Origin of the sequence: Marinifilum breve (assembly GCF_003202155.1) — a bacterium.
GTDB lineage: Bacteria > Bacteroidota > Bacteroidia > Bacteroidales > Marinifilaceae > Marinifilum > Marinifilum breve.
Genome location: NZ_QFLI01000004.1, coordinates 124,230 through 140,697 on the forward strand (window position 1 = coordinate 124,230; position 16,468 = coordinate 140,697).

The following is a 16,468-nucleotide window of genomic DNA, read 5'->3' on the forward strand; positions in this document are numbered from 1 at the left end:
ATAGTGTGGAATGTAGGAATTTTTGCCAAGTGAAAAAATAAAGTATTTTTGATTCCGTCATTCCCTAAGCAAACAAAAATTGGAGACATATGCAAAGTAAAAAACCAAGCGAAATTAAAAAGAAGGTTAAGGGTAGTCAAAAAGACTTAATCCGTTATATCAACCTTCAATTGGCTTCTATGGGGCAACCTATTTACAAAGGAGATTCCCAAGAGGGGAAAAAGCAATTATCTGATCCTAAATTTATCGAATTGACGGATAGTTTAATCCAAAACTATCGAGCTAAATCTCGTTTATTAGCAGATCATCTTTGCCCTGCCGACCAACGTATACAGAACTTTCTGAATGATTATTTAAAAGATGTTGATGATGAAGTTGCTCAACTTCCTACTGATACATTTATTCTTGACCAACCTGGAATTGCAAGAGAATTAAGTTTGCCTCCAAACAAGGATGAACACATTACAGAACTTTTAAGTTCGTATAGAATAAAACAAGGTGTACTTCATAACCCAAAGCATGACAGAAGAACTACTAAAGGATCATTCCACATTGTAGAAGGTAATCTTCCTGTACCATTGGATAAAATCGAAGTTCCTAGAATAGCATTTTCAAGATTCTTAAAAGCAGCTCTTAATCCTCCTGTTGAAACAACGCGTTTACCGTTTACATCTGCGCAGGAAGACAATGCTGAATTGATGGTTTCTCTGCTACTTCGTCCAATTGTTTGTCCTGAAGTAAAAGATGTAATCAGTCAAAAAACCATGGAAGTTAGATTCTTCGCTCCAGGTAGTTTGGTAAGTAACCTTGACTTTGTTGAATCAATCTTCGGAAATGCTGGAGATCCAAATATTCCTGCTAACGATGCTGGTTTAGATATTGAACACTGGACAGGTCATTCAGGATGTATTATTTTGGCTCCACACTTGACCAAACTAACCAAAAAAGAGTTAGGATTACCTCACTACGATGATGCAACTGAGCGTCAGAGAAGAGATGGTGTTTGTTGGATCAAAGAAGACGAACTATACAATAATGGTACTGCATTTAAATTAACTTGTCGCAGCGAAAACGGTGTGGTAGTTACTTTAATTGCTGATAACTATTTCGGATACTCGAAAAAAGAGATCAAAACACAAATCAGTTTCTCTGCTAACCTTTATGGTTTAGCTGAAGAAGAACATGCTGGTGGTGCAATTGCTTTTCCAAGAAAGAACTTAGGAGATAGCTTTAGCGGATCATTGTTCATGAAAAATGTTTTGAAAAAGCAATACAGCTACGATGATGTAGTAAAAGAATTTGGTTCTACAATGGATGTGTATCCAGAAGGATTCGCTACCGATAAGGAGTATCCAAACATTTACTATATCAACGAAAATGCTAATATCGATCTTTACGAAAGCAAGGTAAGCTGGGAAAAAGATGGAAAAGAAGAAAGCATCAGATTATTACCAGATCATTACTATGTGCATCCATCAGGATACAAAATGCACATGGAAAAACATCCAACTGCACCGTCTTGGAGATTGGTAAGTACTGCATCTGAAGGAACATTCTGTCACAAGCCATGTACTGTATCAGGTGGTGGTAAATCAGAAATTTCAAAATCACTTCTAAATGCAATTATTTATAGCTCTTTCTATGTACAAGACATGGAAAAAGACTTTAACCTGGCAGATAAAGTAATTAACCACGATTACACAAAACGTTGGAAAGATCATCCAGATAGAACAGAACCATCAAGATCTTTATTAAGCTCTGATCGTTCGTTAGGGTCTGTGGTGAAACTATTAACTCCATCGAAATATTATACTGACGAGTACAATGCATTTTTGGATACAATTCCAGATCACGTTAAGGCATTGGTATTATTCGTGAAGAGATTCTATCGCCCAGAGCGTACTGATAGCAACTGGAGAGATTACTTCTCAGTTGACGTTATCAACGGTAGAAAAGGGCATGAATTGTTATTCAACAACCGTAAGATTGTAGCAAGTTACCTGCGTGTAGGTTTTGCTGATGACAACTCATGGTACTTGAACAAATTGCGCCAGGACTTTATTGCTGCTGCTAAAATTCAAATGGAGGATGATATTACAGCTTCTGTTGTACTTCCTGCCAACCGATTGAAGAACCTTAACGAAGCATACGACAATAAGAGTGTGAAAATCACTACCAACTGTGAGAAGAGATTCTTCCAGCGTCCTGATGAAGCAATTCACAGAGGTTACGATAAAGAAGCTGAGGCAGATCTATCGATGAGAAATAACTTTACATCGAACTACGAACCATTGACAACTGAAGATGGTAAGGATTTGATCGCTGATGCTATTGGTTTTGATATGTATACTAAGCCAATTCAAGATGTTATTAAGCAAGGAGCTGACAGTAAGAAAACAAACTACTTTATCTCTCCTTCTCATCCAAGAATTGTAAATGGTGCTCCTACCAAGAACCCAAGATACTTGCAAATCAGACCTGACTTGGTGAACCCAATTGATGATCGTTTGGCTGATGTTGGTATCCGTTTGGCAAGAAGAATTCCATTGGATCAGGCTGTACACCATCCAGTAAATGCAGTTCTTCCAGGACGTAGAAATAATCCGGCTGAGAAAGAAGTTGGTATCCGTGCATTGAGTGTTTACAACCCAATTCACTACCAAGAGTTGCCTGAGTTGTTCATGGACTTTATCTGCAGTTTAACTGGTAAATCTCCATCGACTACTGGTGCTGGTACAGAGGGTGCTTTAACCAAAGGTCCTTTCAACATGTTATCACCAACTACCGACTTGAACAATGCCTTACTTTCTTATATCCTTACCGGATATCAAGGATTCTCATCGGCAGCAGGTCACGTAGGAAACGAAAACAGATTTGATCATGATGTTTCATTGTTGATTCCTGAATTGTGGTGTCGTTTGAAAGAAGAGAACCGCGATCCTAAATTATTAATCAACGAAGGATCATTGGAGAAATTAGATGATTTCGAATATGAAGGAGAAAAAATCTATGCATCTCGTTTAGGATACCGTATTACCGAAGAATTCTTGTTCCGTTATATGAACCGTATTTTCGATGAGCCTCAAAACGTATTCAACGAAAGAATGTTGAAGCCAGAGATTCAAGATATGGAATCATATGTAGATGGTATCAAGAACATCTGCGAAGCTCAGGAAAAAGTTGCTATCAACTACTTTAACGATAACAGTGTTGACGCTGCAATTCCACCATTGAAGATTCTTTTAAGCATCATGGCTTATGGAAAATTTGAAGGAAAAGAGATTTCAGATCCTGAATTGCGTAAACAATTCGATCGTGATGTAGTAATCAATTCTGACTGGTACAAAGAAAGATTGGAGCGCAAGCAGCAAATCGATATCGAATTCTACGAAAAACAACTTGCATATATCGAGTCGTTCATGGCTGAGAAGTTGAATACTGAATGGAGTGAAGACTTAAGTCTTGCGGACAGATATGCAAAAGCGAAGAAGGATTTAGAGCATGTTAAAACTGCTGAATACCTTGAAAGCCTAGTAGGTACTATTGGTGCTGATCCACTTTGCAGAAGAGAAGAATAATTAAACCTTCGATAATAAACAAAAGGGCGATTCATTTCATTATGGATTGCCCTTTTATTTTTTATTATCCGATAGTATAATTATTATTAACGATGAATTAAAGGCTTAGTTTAAGTTATTTTTATTCGATAAAATTCTATTGGACTATAAAAAAGAAAAAGCCCGTGACATAGGGGAATCACGGGCAACAATTCTAAAGGGTTAATTAACCTACTAACCAACCTTACGGTTGAACCTTTAACTCATTACTACCTTTCGGTAGGAATTAGACTTTAAAGATAACAGAATTTTTCAAATTTTAACATTTTTAAACAATTATTTAAGCGTTTAAATTTATTCTAAAGAAACCATAATGAACAAATATTTTTCTCTAACACTCCCGAGAAACAGATTAATACAATATTTTTCTTTATTATAATACAAGTTTTTATACTATGATTTAAATTTAAACAACATAAAAGCCCCAAGCATTAAGCTTGAGGCTTTGTAAAAAACCACCAGTATATTTTATACTAGCTAAACGTACAAAAATTGAAAACAGGCTTTCTTAGTCTTATATCTTTTAGAAAGAATATTTTAGGTGTACCATGAAACGAGCACTTCCTACTTCTGAAGAGTCTGAAACCTTACCATTTACCTGAGTAGTTCCGTAAGCAGCTGCAGTATATAAAGCTTGAGTACCAATCATGAACTTACCAGAATACCACTCTACTCTTGGACCAAACTGATAAACGTAATCGATATTAGAACCACGACTATACAATCCAACAAAACCATTGGCATCTGTAGCTAAATCGTCGCTTGCACCAAGATTCTTTGTATATCCTGCAAATAAACCATAGCGAACATTACCTGTCGTTGTGTAAACATCAGACCAAATCGATTGTGTAGTGATATTGGTGAATTCGTAATCTCCATTTGCTTTAACATTTTTCACTCCATAACCTCCTAACATTACAAAGTTGTACATGTTTTGACCGTAAATGGTATGTAAGTTCCAAACTACTTTATCAGACTTAACCGTCATCCAGGCATTCATCTGAACGCTTGATAACATTTCATCAGTTTTAGTTCCCAATGGATTTTCAATCATCGGTTTTAGGAATTTAACTCCTGCAGTTGCACCTAAAGTAAATCCTTTTGCAAAGTCGTATTTTACCTGAGCTGATAATTCAGGAATACTTGCTTGTTGTACATACTTTACATTTGCTCCATCAGGTCCCGGAGATTTAAAATCCAATTCAGACAAGGCAGCAATCATCGCATATCCCTTATCGAATTTACGAGTGTAGCGGAATTGAGGTGCTCTTCCCAATACATTAAATGGAATACCTCCACCCCAGTGCTGTACTTTAGGGAAACAAGAAGTAACAAACATAGGATGCCAATACTTCCCAACCAGTAATTCGTCTTTTCCCCAATCCAATTTCACAAATGCATGTCTTAAACGGAATAAACCTGATTTATCATTTGATGTTCCTACAAAATCTCCTTGGATTGTAGCAGAACCTTTAGCTCCAAATGCCTGGAATCCTGTAACACCAACATTTAATCGAGAGTGAATAGAAGTCATAAACAATTCAGAACGATCATTTAAATCTTCTCCATTGATATCGTAATCTTTGGCTGCTGGATAAAGGATTACTTCACCTTCGCGGGCATTTACTGTTTTTCTTGTATCAAAAATTGCTTCTGCAGAAACGAATCCACTAAGCTTAACTTTTATATCTTCTTTTTTTTGAGCAAAAGATGCCAACGGCAACAAACTCAATGCTATTACTAATAATTTCTTCATAGTGTTTTCATAGGTTAAAACTGGAAACAGGACGTACCCCGATTCGGCATGCAAGTAAATATCTTTATTAGAATACGCCTGTTCCAATATTTTATAATATATTATATAGGCATAATACTGGATTAGCCAATAATAACTCAGTTTTTGGGTAGATTGATTTATCACCACCAATTAAATGGCTGCCCTCTCCTTTTTAGCTGGTTTTTTCTTATAATTCGGAGTTGCCTTAATCGCTTCAGTTACTCTATCAACCAAATAAATAATTGACATGTAAGGAACTCCTGCATTTGAAGTTAATCCAATTTCACAAGTTCTGCTATTTGAATAACCTGCTACAACCTTCTCTTTCTCAATAACAGGATGAAGCTTTCGAAGTGCATACTTGTTTACTTCCGGATAGTTAAAACCTCTATCACCTGCAAAACCACAGCATCCTACTTCTTCAGGAAGAACAACATGAGAAGCACAAGCTTCGGCAACGGCTTTCAATTTAGCAGTTAAACCCATTTTTGTGGTTGTACATGTTGGATGCACAGCTACGACTTCGTCAACCTTGTTATACTTCAACTTATCCATTAGAAATTCATGAATAAATTCAACAGGTTCGTATAATTTTAGGGATTTCTCCATCACATTTCTCATACGATACAAACAAGGCGAAGTATCACATAGAACAGGATATTTACCATTTTCCGAGGCTTTTAACAATGCAGCTTCCAATTCTGATGATTTCTGATTGGCATGCTCTATCAAGCCTTTACTTTCCCATGGAGTACCACAACAAAGTGAACTCATTTTTTCAGGGAAGATTACCTCATAACCAGCCTTTTCTAATAGCTTTTGAGTTACCTTATGCAAAGGCTCTTTGTATGGATCACCTTTAGCTGGACCCATGGTTTGAGCAATACAAGATGGGAAATAAACAACTTTTAGTGGATTTTCCTGATTAATCGCCTTTGGTTTCGGTCCATTTACCCCTTTAGGCATTGCAGGAGTCCATGCTGGAATACTGTTTCCACTCAATGTTCTGAATCCTCCAGCAACAGCACCCAATAAAGTAGATCCCATTACGGTATGTACACCATTCACAAATTTTAAACCGGTACGAATAGTAGAACCAACAGTTGAGAAGTTATTGGCAACCATTCCACTAATTTTTTGAGCTCCGGCAGTATTAACGTTCAATGATCGAAGATATTTAATGTATTTACCCGTATCGATTCCTACTGGACAAGAAGTTGCACATAGGCCATCTCCTGCACAAGTTTGCTCACCAAGGTAAACAAATCCTTTTTTCAACTTCTTCAGCATATCTGGATTTTCCCCCGTACTTTCCAAACGTTTGATTTCTCGTTGTACAACCGTACGCTGACGTGCAGAAAGTGAGAAACCAGTTGTCAAACAATTCACCTCACAAAAACCACACTCAATACATTTGTCTACGATATCGTGAACAGGCTTTAATGTTTTAAAATCTTTAATATAGCAATTAGGATCATCATTGATAATCACTCCTGGGTTCAACAAATTCTTAGGATCGAAGAGAGTCTTTACTTCTTTCATTAATTCATAAGCTTCTTCTCCCCATTCATGTTTTACAAAAGGAGCCATATTACGCCCCGTACCATGCTCAGCCTTTAACGAACCATCATATTTATCAACAACTAAATAATCAACCTCTTTCATGAAGTTCACATACTGCTCCAATTCTTCAGCCTTATCAAAATTTTGGTTGAAAATAAAATGGAAATTTCCTTCCAAAGCATGACCATAAATCACACCATCTTTGTATCCATATTTTGCAATTAATTCTTGCAATTCAGCAGTCGCTTTTGGTAAATCTTCAATATGGAAGGCAACATCTTCGATAATACAAGTTGTACCTGTTTCGCGCAAACCACCTACTGCAGGGAAAACTCCTTTTCGAATATTCCAATATTTCGAATATTCCTCAGGCTTATCGGTAAACTCAATTGGCTTAACCGTTTCGTAAGCAGAAAGCAGATTTTTAATTTCTTTAATATTATTATCTAATTCTTCCTGACTATTGGCCAAAGTTTCAACCAATATTGCAGTAACTCCATCAGGAAAATCTTTTATAAAGGCTGGAATTCCATCAGAATCCTCAACAGCACGCAAAGCTACACGATCCAACATTTCGGCACCATGTACTGGACCTGGTTTCATTGTAACCACCGATTCACAGGCAGTAACAATATCAGGAAAATAGATCATCGCACTAGCTTTGTGCTTATGATTTATTACAGTTTTCATGGTTAATTCAGACATAAAAGCCAAGGTTCCTTCTGAACCTACCATTAAATTCACTATAATTTGGAAAGGATCATCATAATCGATAAAAGGATTAATACTTAGACCAGTAGTATTTTTAATGCTGTATTTATGACGAATTCTATCAGCCAAAGTTTTATTGGCTCTCACACGGTCGCGAATTTCCTCTATTTTTCCAACAAAATCGCCATGAGAATTCATAAAATCTTTTCGACTTGTCTCATCACCAGTATCCAAAACCGTTCCATCGGCAAATACCAAACGAGCCGAACGAATTGTTTTATATGCATTTTCGTGTGTACCACAATTCATCCCCGAAGCATTGTTCATCACAATACCACCAATCATTGCAGAGTTAATCGAAGCAGGATCGGGACCTAATTTCTTTCCATAAGGCGCCAAAACCTGATTAATGCGAGCTCCTACCAAACCTGGTTGCATTTTTATCTCTTCTCCACCTTTTAAGATCTCATATCCTTCCCAGTGTTTTCCAGCAATAACTAAAATAGAATCGGTAATTGCCTGACCCGCTAAACTGGTTCCTGCTGCTCTAAAAGTAACAGGTAAACTATATTTATTAGCTAAAGAAAGAGCTCTTGTAACCTCTTTCTCATTCTGTGCTCTAACAACAATTTTAGGAGTCAAACGATAGAAACCAGCATCGGTACCATAGGCCAAATTTCTAATTTCATCCGTATATAATCTTGATTTTTCAATATCTGATTGAACCTCGTCGTAAAACTTCTTATAATTTCCTTCCAACATAGCCTTCATTTTTTTTCAATTTATGACACACAAATCCAACTGGTAACTTGTATGACAAATGTACGTTTTTTTCTTAATTCAGTAATTGAGCTTATCCAAAAAGTTTGACCTTCCTCTCTATTCTTGCTGGTGAAACCTTTTGAACCCTAAACACGAAACAACAAACACTTCAAGGCTTCTTCAACACAATAATCACACCCTAAAATTACTTTCTGGATAAGCTCTAAATTACTATAATGGCAATGGATTAAATCCTGTAGAAATTAGTACTACAACTACAATCATTACCATTAAATAATATACAAATGCAGGAATTGCGTTACGTCTGATAATTGTACCTTCTGCACCTATACATCCTACCGTAGCACAAACTGCCACAACATTGTTTACACAAATCATGTTACCCAAGGCAGCACCAATAGTCTGAACTGCTACAATTAGTACCTGAGGAATTCCCAGAATAGTAGCTGTTTCAAATTGTAGGGAAGCAAACAACAAATTGGACACAGTCGCTGAACCCGACATAAAAGAACCTAATACCCCTACAATTGGTGAAATAACCGGATACGCATTACCTGATAAATCAGCAATGGCAGTTGCCATGGTAGTTAGCATACTATCTAAACCTGCTCCGTTTGTACCTGATTTTAACATTAATTGAACCATTGCAACACCCGCTAGTAAGGCTATAGCAGCACCACTCAATTGCTTGAAAGTAGTTTTCCAGGATGTTACAATTTGTTCTTTATTCATTCCGTGCATTACATTTGTAATTAATGCAACCAATATGAATGGAATGGTACCTGGAAGATAAGCCCACTTTAATACGTAGGTTAATCCTTCAATACCCAATACGTTTGATAAAGTAATTGTTTGCGCTGCTAACCACCCTTTTAATCCAAGAGATGGAATACGAGTCACAACCAAAATAATAGCAATAAGTACATATGGCATCCATGCTTTTACCAAGCCCATTTTAGCCTCACCGGTATCACCACCATTGTCATTCGATTTCCAACTTGCTTCCCACTCTGATTTTGGAGGGAAATCCCATGTTTTCTTAGGAACTAAGAATCCACGTTTCGCTGCAAACACAACAATACCTAATCCGATAAATGCTCCCAGTAGAGATGGTAGATCAGGACCTAAAGTTGATGCAATTAATACGTAAGGAATACCAAATGCTAAACCTGCAAAAATTGCAAAAGGAGCTGCAGCCAAAGCTGGTTTAATAGATCTTTCCTTACCAAAAAATTTGGTCATAATAGCAATACCCAAAAGAGGAATAAAAATACCAACCAAAGCATTAGGGATAGCAATCCACTTTGTTAAGGCCAATTTAAACACCTCAGGGTTAGCAGCTACATCGGCAAGATTTTGTTCCAGAGTAACCATAGCACCACCACTAATTGGAGTACCAACCGCACCATAAGGAACAGGAACCGAGTTAAAAATAAGAGCAACCATGGCAGCGGCCAAAGGCGGGAATCCTAAACCTACCAAAAGCGGTCCCGCCAAAGCAGCTGGAGTACCAAAACCGGCAGCACCTTCGATAAAAGCACCGAACATGAAACCGATAATAATTGCTTGTATACGTCTATCGTTTGTGATACCATTAAAACCATTGTTGATCGTGGTCATAGCACCCGACAGTTTCATGGTATTCAAAATTAAAATCGCTCCGAAAATAATGATTAGAATATCGAAAGCTTTTAGGAAGCCAAATACCGAATATCCAAGAATGTGGTGAATATCAATTTTCCATACTCCAAACGCCACTGCTATTGCCACTAGTAAAGATAGCGGCAAAGCCTTCTTGGCTCCCCAGTTAAAGCCAACCATTAACACAATGGTTAAAAGAATTGGCGAAAAAGCTAATAATGCATTCATAATAAAATAATTTAGGTTTTAGTTTGCCTTGACAAGAAATTTCCAGTAAACCTATTTTAGCATTTGATTAAAAAAAGGGCCTGCCCTTGGCAGGCTCCTTTTAAAACTCAATAGTTATGTCACTAACTGCTAACAAAGGTGTTATAAAAACGATAATCTTTTCAAAGACGTTGATTTGTACTAGATTTATTATCTGTAGCAAATGGGTTAGATTTACTATAGTTTTTTAGTATTGAATTGCTATTTCGAAGCGGATCTCCTACAATTGTAGTATTGTGCATTAGCATATCAAGAGCCACTAACTTTTGTTTTAAGTCTTTCAAACTCTCTTCAAGATGTATTCTATTGCTTTTTAAATCCATAATTCGAATATTTTAACATTTAAACAATTTCCAGGTAGTTCTCGATAAACTCTGTTAAGTGAAGTACTTTTACAGGTACTTTCTTGTGCATCAAGCCACCGTTAATTTGCATCACACAACCCGGACAATCGGTAACCAATAGTTCAGCTTGGCTAGCCTGAATGTTCTCAATTTTCTTATCTAAAATACCATTGGAAATGCGTGCAAAATCAAGAGAATAAGTACCACCAAATCCACAACACACATTGCTATCGGTAAGTGGAACAAATTGTTTTCCTATTAAATTTGAAAGGAATGATTCCGCTGAATAATCTAGTGAGCGAGAATCGTGACAAGGAGTGTGATAAGTCACTTTCATGTTTCCTTTCACTTTGAACTTGATGTTATTTTCCTCCAGGAACTTACCAATTGGAGTTACCATATCGCCTAACATCGAAGCTTTCTTATATCTATTTGGGTCTTCTTTTGTAAAATCTAAAAACTCATGCTTAATGGCGCCACCACAAGTAGGACATAACACTAACAATGCTTCGTAATCCTTAGGTCCTTGTAGGTTATCAAGCGTATTAAAAATCATGGTTTTGGCATTATCAGGATCGCCCGAAGCGATTGCAGGAATACCACAGCATGCTGCTTTTTTAGGAATATCAACCTGAATACCGCTCTTCTGCAATAGTTTTACCATGGCCAATCCCATTTCAGGATAGAAATACTCTACCGCACAACCTGGGTAAAAGAATACTTTTCGATCTGAAGTAAATTGATCGTAACCATCTTTGTAGAATCGCTTGCTAAAAGTTTTAGAAGCCAATGCCGGGAATTTTCTGAAGTCCATTTCCTTCGGTAACATTGGAACTGTACCAATAATTTTTTCATCATTGGTTTTGCAAGTCTTTGTTAATGGAAATTGGAAATTTGCCCCCATCGAAAGAACAGATTTCATTCTATCCGGCTTCGCTACCAAGTTCTTAAATACTTTCTTCTTCACAGGATTGATTCCATACTTCTTCCCTACTACCAATTTCAAATCAGAAATTAAGGTTTGCAAATCGATACCCGATGGACAGTTGAAAGAACAAGCTCTACAACCAATACACATTTTCAGAATATCTTTTGCTGCTTCGTCGCCCTGGTAAAGAGCCGTTAAAATCAATCCAATAGAACCGATGTAACGATCGCCGTAAACATGACCACCTACCATTTCGTAAGCCGGACAAATGTTGGCACAACTACCACAACGTACACACTTTAATGCTTCTTTAAATTTTGGATGCTCGAAAAATGCCAAACGTCCGTTGTCTAAGAATACATAGTGAGTTTCCTTAATACCTTCTTCGTTTTTATAGGATGGAGTACGTCCTTTAATCCATGTTGTATATGAGGTAATGGTTTGTCCGGTTGCACTCTTTGGCAATACACGTACAATATCCAATGCCTGGTTAAAATCATCACACAATTTTTCGTAACCAACCAATACAATGTGTACCGGAGGAACAGTTGATGACAAACGAGCGTTACCCTCGTTGGTAACCAAACCAATGGTTCCTGTACTAGCTACAGCAACATTAGCTCCAGTCATACCAACTCCTGATTTGAAATAAGAATCGCGCAAGAAACGACGTGCGATTTCAACCATTGCCTTAATGTCATCCGGATCAACTTCTTCGCCTGTGTAATCGGCAAAGATTTTAGCCACTTGCTGGCGAGTTTTGTGAATGGCAGGCATTACCATATGCGAAGGATGCTCGTTGGCCAACTGTAGAATCCACTCTCCCAAATCGGTCTCGATTGGTTGCAACCCTTCTTTTTCCAAATGATGGTTCAATAGAATCTCTTCCGAAGTCATCGATTTTGACTTCACCATGTATTTGGCATTGTGTTTTTTCATTACATCAGCAATGTATTTACAAGCGTCCTCACCGGTTTTTGCCTGAAATACCTTACAACCATGTTTCTCTACATTTTCGCGAAACTGGTTGAATTGCTGCATTACTTTATTTAAATCTCTGTCCTTTAAATCGTGAACACGAGTTCTTAACGATTCAAAATCCAGTCCTTTATATGCATTTTCCTTTGATGCCTTATAAGCAGTAGCAAAGTTTTTAAGGTTTTTGTACAAAACCTCATCTTTCAATTTCTCGTTTATCTGATCGTGTATTTTCATAGCTGCTTCTTATAAATCATTCAAAATATAAACTGTCATTTCCTTTGGTCCGTGTACTCCCACTGTTAGTACTCGCTCAATATCGGCTGTTCTACTCGCTCCGGTAATGAATGCAACATATCCGCCCATATCTGTTGTTCTTTCTTCCAAAAAATCGGCAACATGATTTAAAGTGCTTACCAATTTACTAAGTGGCATAACCACCAAAAGTTTTTCAGCAAGACAAGTAGCCAGTCTTTTATTTTCTTCGCAACTATCAACTACAACTGTTCCGGTTTCTGCTATACCATAATCAACTTCTACCAGTGCAGTTCCAATTCCTTCTTCACCAGCTCTAATGTCTTTTTTAAGATTAAAACTTGGTACATCAACGTAGTCAAATCTCTCCTTCTTAAGTATCATTGAAAATTCGTCGTTCGATAGAACTAAATTCTCACTACCTACTAGCTCTGACTTTTCTATAAATCTTTCTAAATCATTCATCGGATTAAGTTATTGTTTGAATAAATCGTTAGGTTCGAATTATTGTTGTCAACTCTCTAACCAAGCCTGATGCCAAAAAAATCAACACAAGACTATTCAGAATCATTCAAAATATTTATAGTTGATTTCCTGCTATTTAGGAGATTTAAAAGGTTTGCAAAAGACTCATTTCAATCGATTTCGAAAGTGTGCAATATTGAACAGCAAGTCTTTGTAAGCTGTGCCGTTTTGAACAGCTGTGCAATTATGCACAGCAATCTACACCTCATTTTAAAAAGTGAGCAAAAGTGACAGAATGGATAAATTCCAAAGAGAACATCTCAACTAATTAAAGAGTAAAAAGTCTTATTTTATTTATCAGTATTCGAATACTCAGTAAAATGGGGTGCTTTACAATTTTTAACAGAAAATTTTTTAAGAACCTTTTTGCACATTAACATATATTTCATAAATTCAAATGTCGAAAAAATGATTTTTAATACTAACCGGTCGTATTATTCGGCCATAAAACCCAAAAAAATGACAGATACAACTACAACCAAAAGCATGGAAGAATTGGTAATGGAAATTCCTGTTGAGCAAGTTGTGAAACCAACTATTCCGGTAGATGTTGCCATTCAGGAGGCAAATAAATTGCACGCATACGCAAGTCAAGACAAAGAGGCGTTAATTGCAAAAGGCCTTACTGAAGAAATGATTACTGATATTGGTGTAAGATCAAGGTTTTTATTGGCGAAGCAAAACATCTGGGTTGCTGTTTACCAATCCTCTCTTTCTAACACAAAGGAATGGAGCAAGAAGATTGAGGAAGGCAGACTTTTACAACGCGAATTGCAACACGATTTCCAGTTTGCGCTTAGAAAGAATGCCAAAGCATTACAAGTTTTACAAATTACTTTAGATGGAAATCGTGATTCGGATACCATAGTAGATTTAGGTAGTTACCCTAAAATTGCCAAGCAATATCCAGAAGAGCTTGAAGATATAAAATTTGATCAAAACAAATTGGTAAGAGCTTCAGCCCTTGCTGAAGAACTAATGGTTCTGCAAGAAAAAGCAGATGGAGTACAGAACAGTTCGGAAAGACCTGAAAAGGATATGCGCGACAGGGCTTACACTTACTTGAAACAATTGGTTGATGAAATTAGAGCTTACGGTAAGTATGCATTTTGGAACGATGAAGAAAAACAAAGAAGGTATGCGAGTGAGTACGCAAGACAAAAAAACGAGCGAAATAAAAAAGAAGAAGAAACTGAAAACTAGCTGAACACCCTAAATCTGTTAGGCTGTTTTGCTACAGGAGGATAATTTTGGCTACAGGCTAGTACATTTCGCTACAGAAGGGTATTTTAGGCTACAGACATATAAAATTTGGCTACAGGAGCTCTTTTTTCGCTACAGAAGTACTCTATTTGACTACAGGCGTATAAAATTCACTACAGAAGTATTGAATCCTGCTACAGACTAGTATTTTACCCCATGAGAGGCCTGGCTTCTCATTAGCACTCTATAAATAACTAACGGTCGAAACATCCCACGCTTTGGTGTGGGGTGTTTTTAATGGTAAAAAATTTTACTGGTCCTTTATAAAGAAATATCAAAATGATTATGAAAAAAATATTCTTGACATTAATTATTAGCTCATGCATGATTGGTTCAAATTTAGCACAAACATCAAAAAAAGCATGCAAATTATCGAACTCATTATATAAACTATGGGACAAAGGAAAAATTGATAAAGCCACAGAATTATCTTTAGAGTTATACAGAATTGACCCTCCAATGTTAGTTGAAAGAATCCACAATACTTTAGCTTTCCAAATTAAAAATGATCCTAACCAATATCGATTGAAATATTTTGAGAAATTATACAATGAAGACAACCAGGAAATAAATAAAATAATCGCACCAATGTATCTTTGGAGCAAAACAGTAAACACAAATAACAAAACAGTATTAAAGTCAATTGTTAAAGAACTAAATTCACTATTAAAGGATAGTTCTAATTATAATTCTCGTGCAGAAAGGTATTATATTTTAATATTAAATGAGTTGGCCGAGAAAAATTCTATTGACAATAAAACAAGAGAGAACCTAATAATAAGAATAATTCAAAAACTAGAAACATATTCTTTTCTTGTTGATATCCCATCAAATAGAAAGGAATCTAAAAAACGTGCATGGCATAGGTATATATTAGCGTTCTGCTATGATTATCTCTATACCAATATAGATCACAAAGAAGAGTACCTAAAAATGGCTTCAGATTATAGCCCAGATCTTAACGATAGATTGTACGAATCTACCTATTTTTATGATGCAAATATACTAAATGAAAATGGCCCCATTCTTGAATTTAAAACTAAATATCAAAAATATATAGCCAACAATAATAGTGAAACAGAAACCTTAGATTTACTTAGTGAAATAGCTTTTAGCAATCCTTCTGAGAATAACATTGAAGCACTTCAGGAATGCTTTGTGAAAATTAATAGTGATGGCGAATTCAAAACTTATTGGGAAAAATATGTAAATGGAAAAGGTAAAGCCGTTCCAGCTGTTACGATTAAGTTTGAAAACGAGGAATTAGATTTGACAAAAAAATCTGATGAATGGATATACATAGATGTATGGGGTACTTGGTGCAAACCATGTTGCAAAGAATTACCACAACTACAATCATTTTATTTAGCTAACCAGGACGTTTCAAATTCAAAACTTAAAATCTATACCCTCTCGTTTGGATCCAAAAATTTATCAAACTTTATGTCTAAAAATAAATATACATTTCCAGTAAGCGAAATAGATAAAAAAACGAATAATTTATTTGAAATATCAGCATATCCAACTAAGATTTTGATTACTCCTAGTGGCAATTATATAAAAATTCCACATGGAGTGAATTGGAAAATGTATATCGAAAATTATACACTAATGAATTAAGATCGGATGCTAACTACAAATGTAAGGTTACGCTTAACATCATACTTAGCGTGAAGGATTTATTTAGTTATCAGGGCTACGCCCCTATGCTTAATTCGCAATTTAATTTCTAGGAAGATTTTAGGACTGCGTCCATTAACAAAACAGCTATGGCGCGTTAGCGCTAAAATCATAGTAGATAAAAAGCTTTGAAGCA

Annotated in this window: 9 protein-coding genes; 3 read left to right on the plus strand and 6 right to left on the minus strand. The window is 36.3% G+C overall.

Features of this window, described 5'->3' with window-relative positions; all coding sequences use genetic code 11:
* Positions 1 to 89: 89 nt before the first annotated feature.
* Positions 90 to 3,578: a PPi-type phosphoenolpyruvate carboxykinase family protein gene (locus DF185_RS10530; protein ID WP_110360710.1), complete on the plus strand. Its 3,489-nt coding sequence runs from the start codon at positions 90 to 92 to the stop codon at positions 3,576 to 3,578.
* Between the two features lie 562 nt (positions 3,579 to 4,140).
* On the opposite strand, the gene DF185_RS10535 is transcribed toward DF185_RS10530, so the two are convergent.
* The 6 genes from DF185_RS10535 to DF185_RS10560 form a co-directional block, all read right to left on the minus strand.
* Complete coding sequence (locus DF185_RS10535; RefSeq protein WP_110360711.1) at positions 4,141 to 5,373, minus strand: DcaP family trimeric outer membrane transporter; 1,233 nt, start codon at positions 5,371 to 5,373, stop codon at positions 4,141 to 4,143.
* Positions 5,374 to 5,544: 171 nt separating this feature from the next.
* Positions 5,545 to 8,439 (minus strand): FAD-binding and (Fe-S)-binding domain-containing protein, encoded by a 2,895-nt coding sequence (locus DF185_RS10540; protein ID WP_207784626.1) that lies wholly within the window; start codon positions 8,437 to 8,439, stop codon positions 5,545 to 5,547.
* A 222-nt stretch (positions 8,440 to 8,661) separates the two neighbouring features.
* A complete protein-coding gene (locus DF185_RS10545; protein WP_110360712.1) occupies positions 8,662 to 10,320 on the minus strand; it encodes an L-lactate permease in 1,659 nt (552 codons plus the stop codon).
* A 161-nt stretch (positions 10,321 to 10,481) separates the two neighbouring features.
* Positions 10,482 to 10,682, minus strand: coding sequence for a hypothetical protein (locus DF185_RS10550; protein ID WP_110360713.1), 201 nt, complete (start codon positions 10,680 to 10,682; stop codon positions 10,482 to 10,484).
* 19 nt (positions 10,683 to 10,701) lie between these two features.
* A complete protein-coding gene (gene ldhH / locus DF185_RS10555) occupies positions 10,702 to 12,846 on the minus strand; it encodes an L-lactate dehydrogenase (quinone) large subunit LdhH (RefSeq protein ID WP_110360714.1) in 2,145 nt (714 codons plus the stop codon).
* A 9-nt stretch (positions 12,847 to 12,855) separates the two neighbouring features.
* Positions 12,856 to 13,329, minus strand: coding sequence for a LutC/YkgG family protein (locus DF185_RS10560; protein WP_110360715.1), 474 nt, complete (start codon positions 13,327 to 13,329; stop codon positions 12,856 to 12,858).
* Between the two features lie 519 nt (positions 13,330 to 13,848).
* Between DF185_RS10560 and DF185_RS10565 the strand changes: the two genes are divergently transcribed.
* Together DF185_RS10565 and DF185_RS10570 are read left to right on the plus strand one after the other, a co-directional pair.
* The gene (locus tag DF185_RS10565) at positions 13,849 to 14,592 is read left to right on the plus strand and encodes a hypothetical protein (protein ID WP_110360716.1); all 744 of its coding nucleotides are present in this window, start codon (positions 13,849 to 13,851) and stop codon (positions 14,590 to 14,592) included.
* 345 nt (positions 14,593 to 14,937) lie between these two features.
* Positions 14,938 to 16,272: a TlpA family protein disulfide reductase gene (locus DF185_RS10570; RefSeq protein WP_165836004.1), complete on the plus strand. Its 1,335-nt coding sequence runs from the start codon at positions 14,938 to 14,940 to the stop codon at positions 16,270 to 16,272.
* The last annotated feature ends 196 nt before the right edge of the window (positions 16,273 to 16,468 follow it).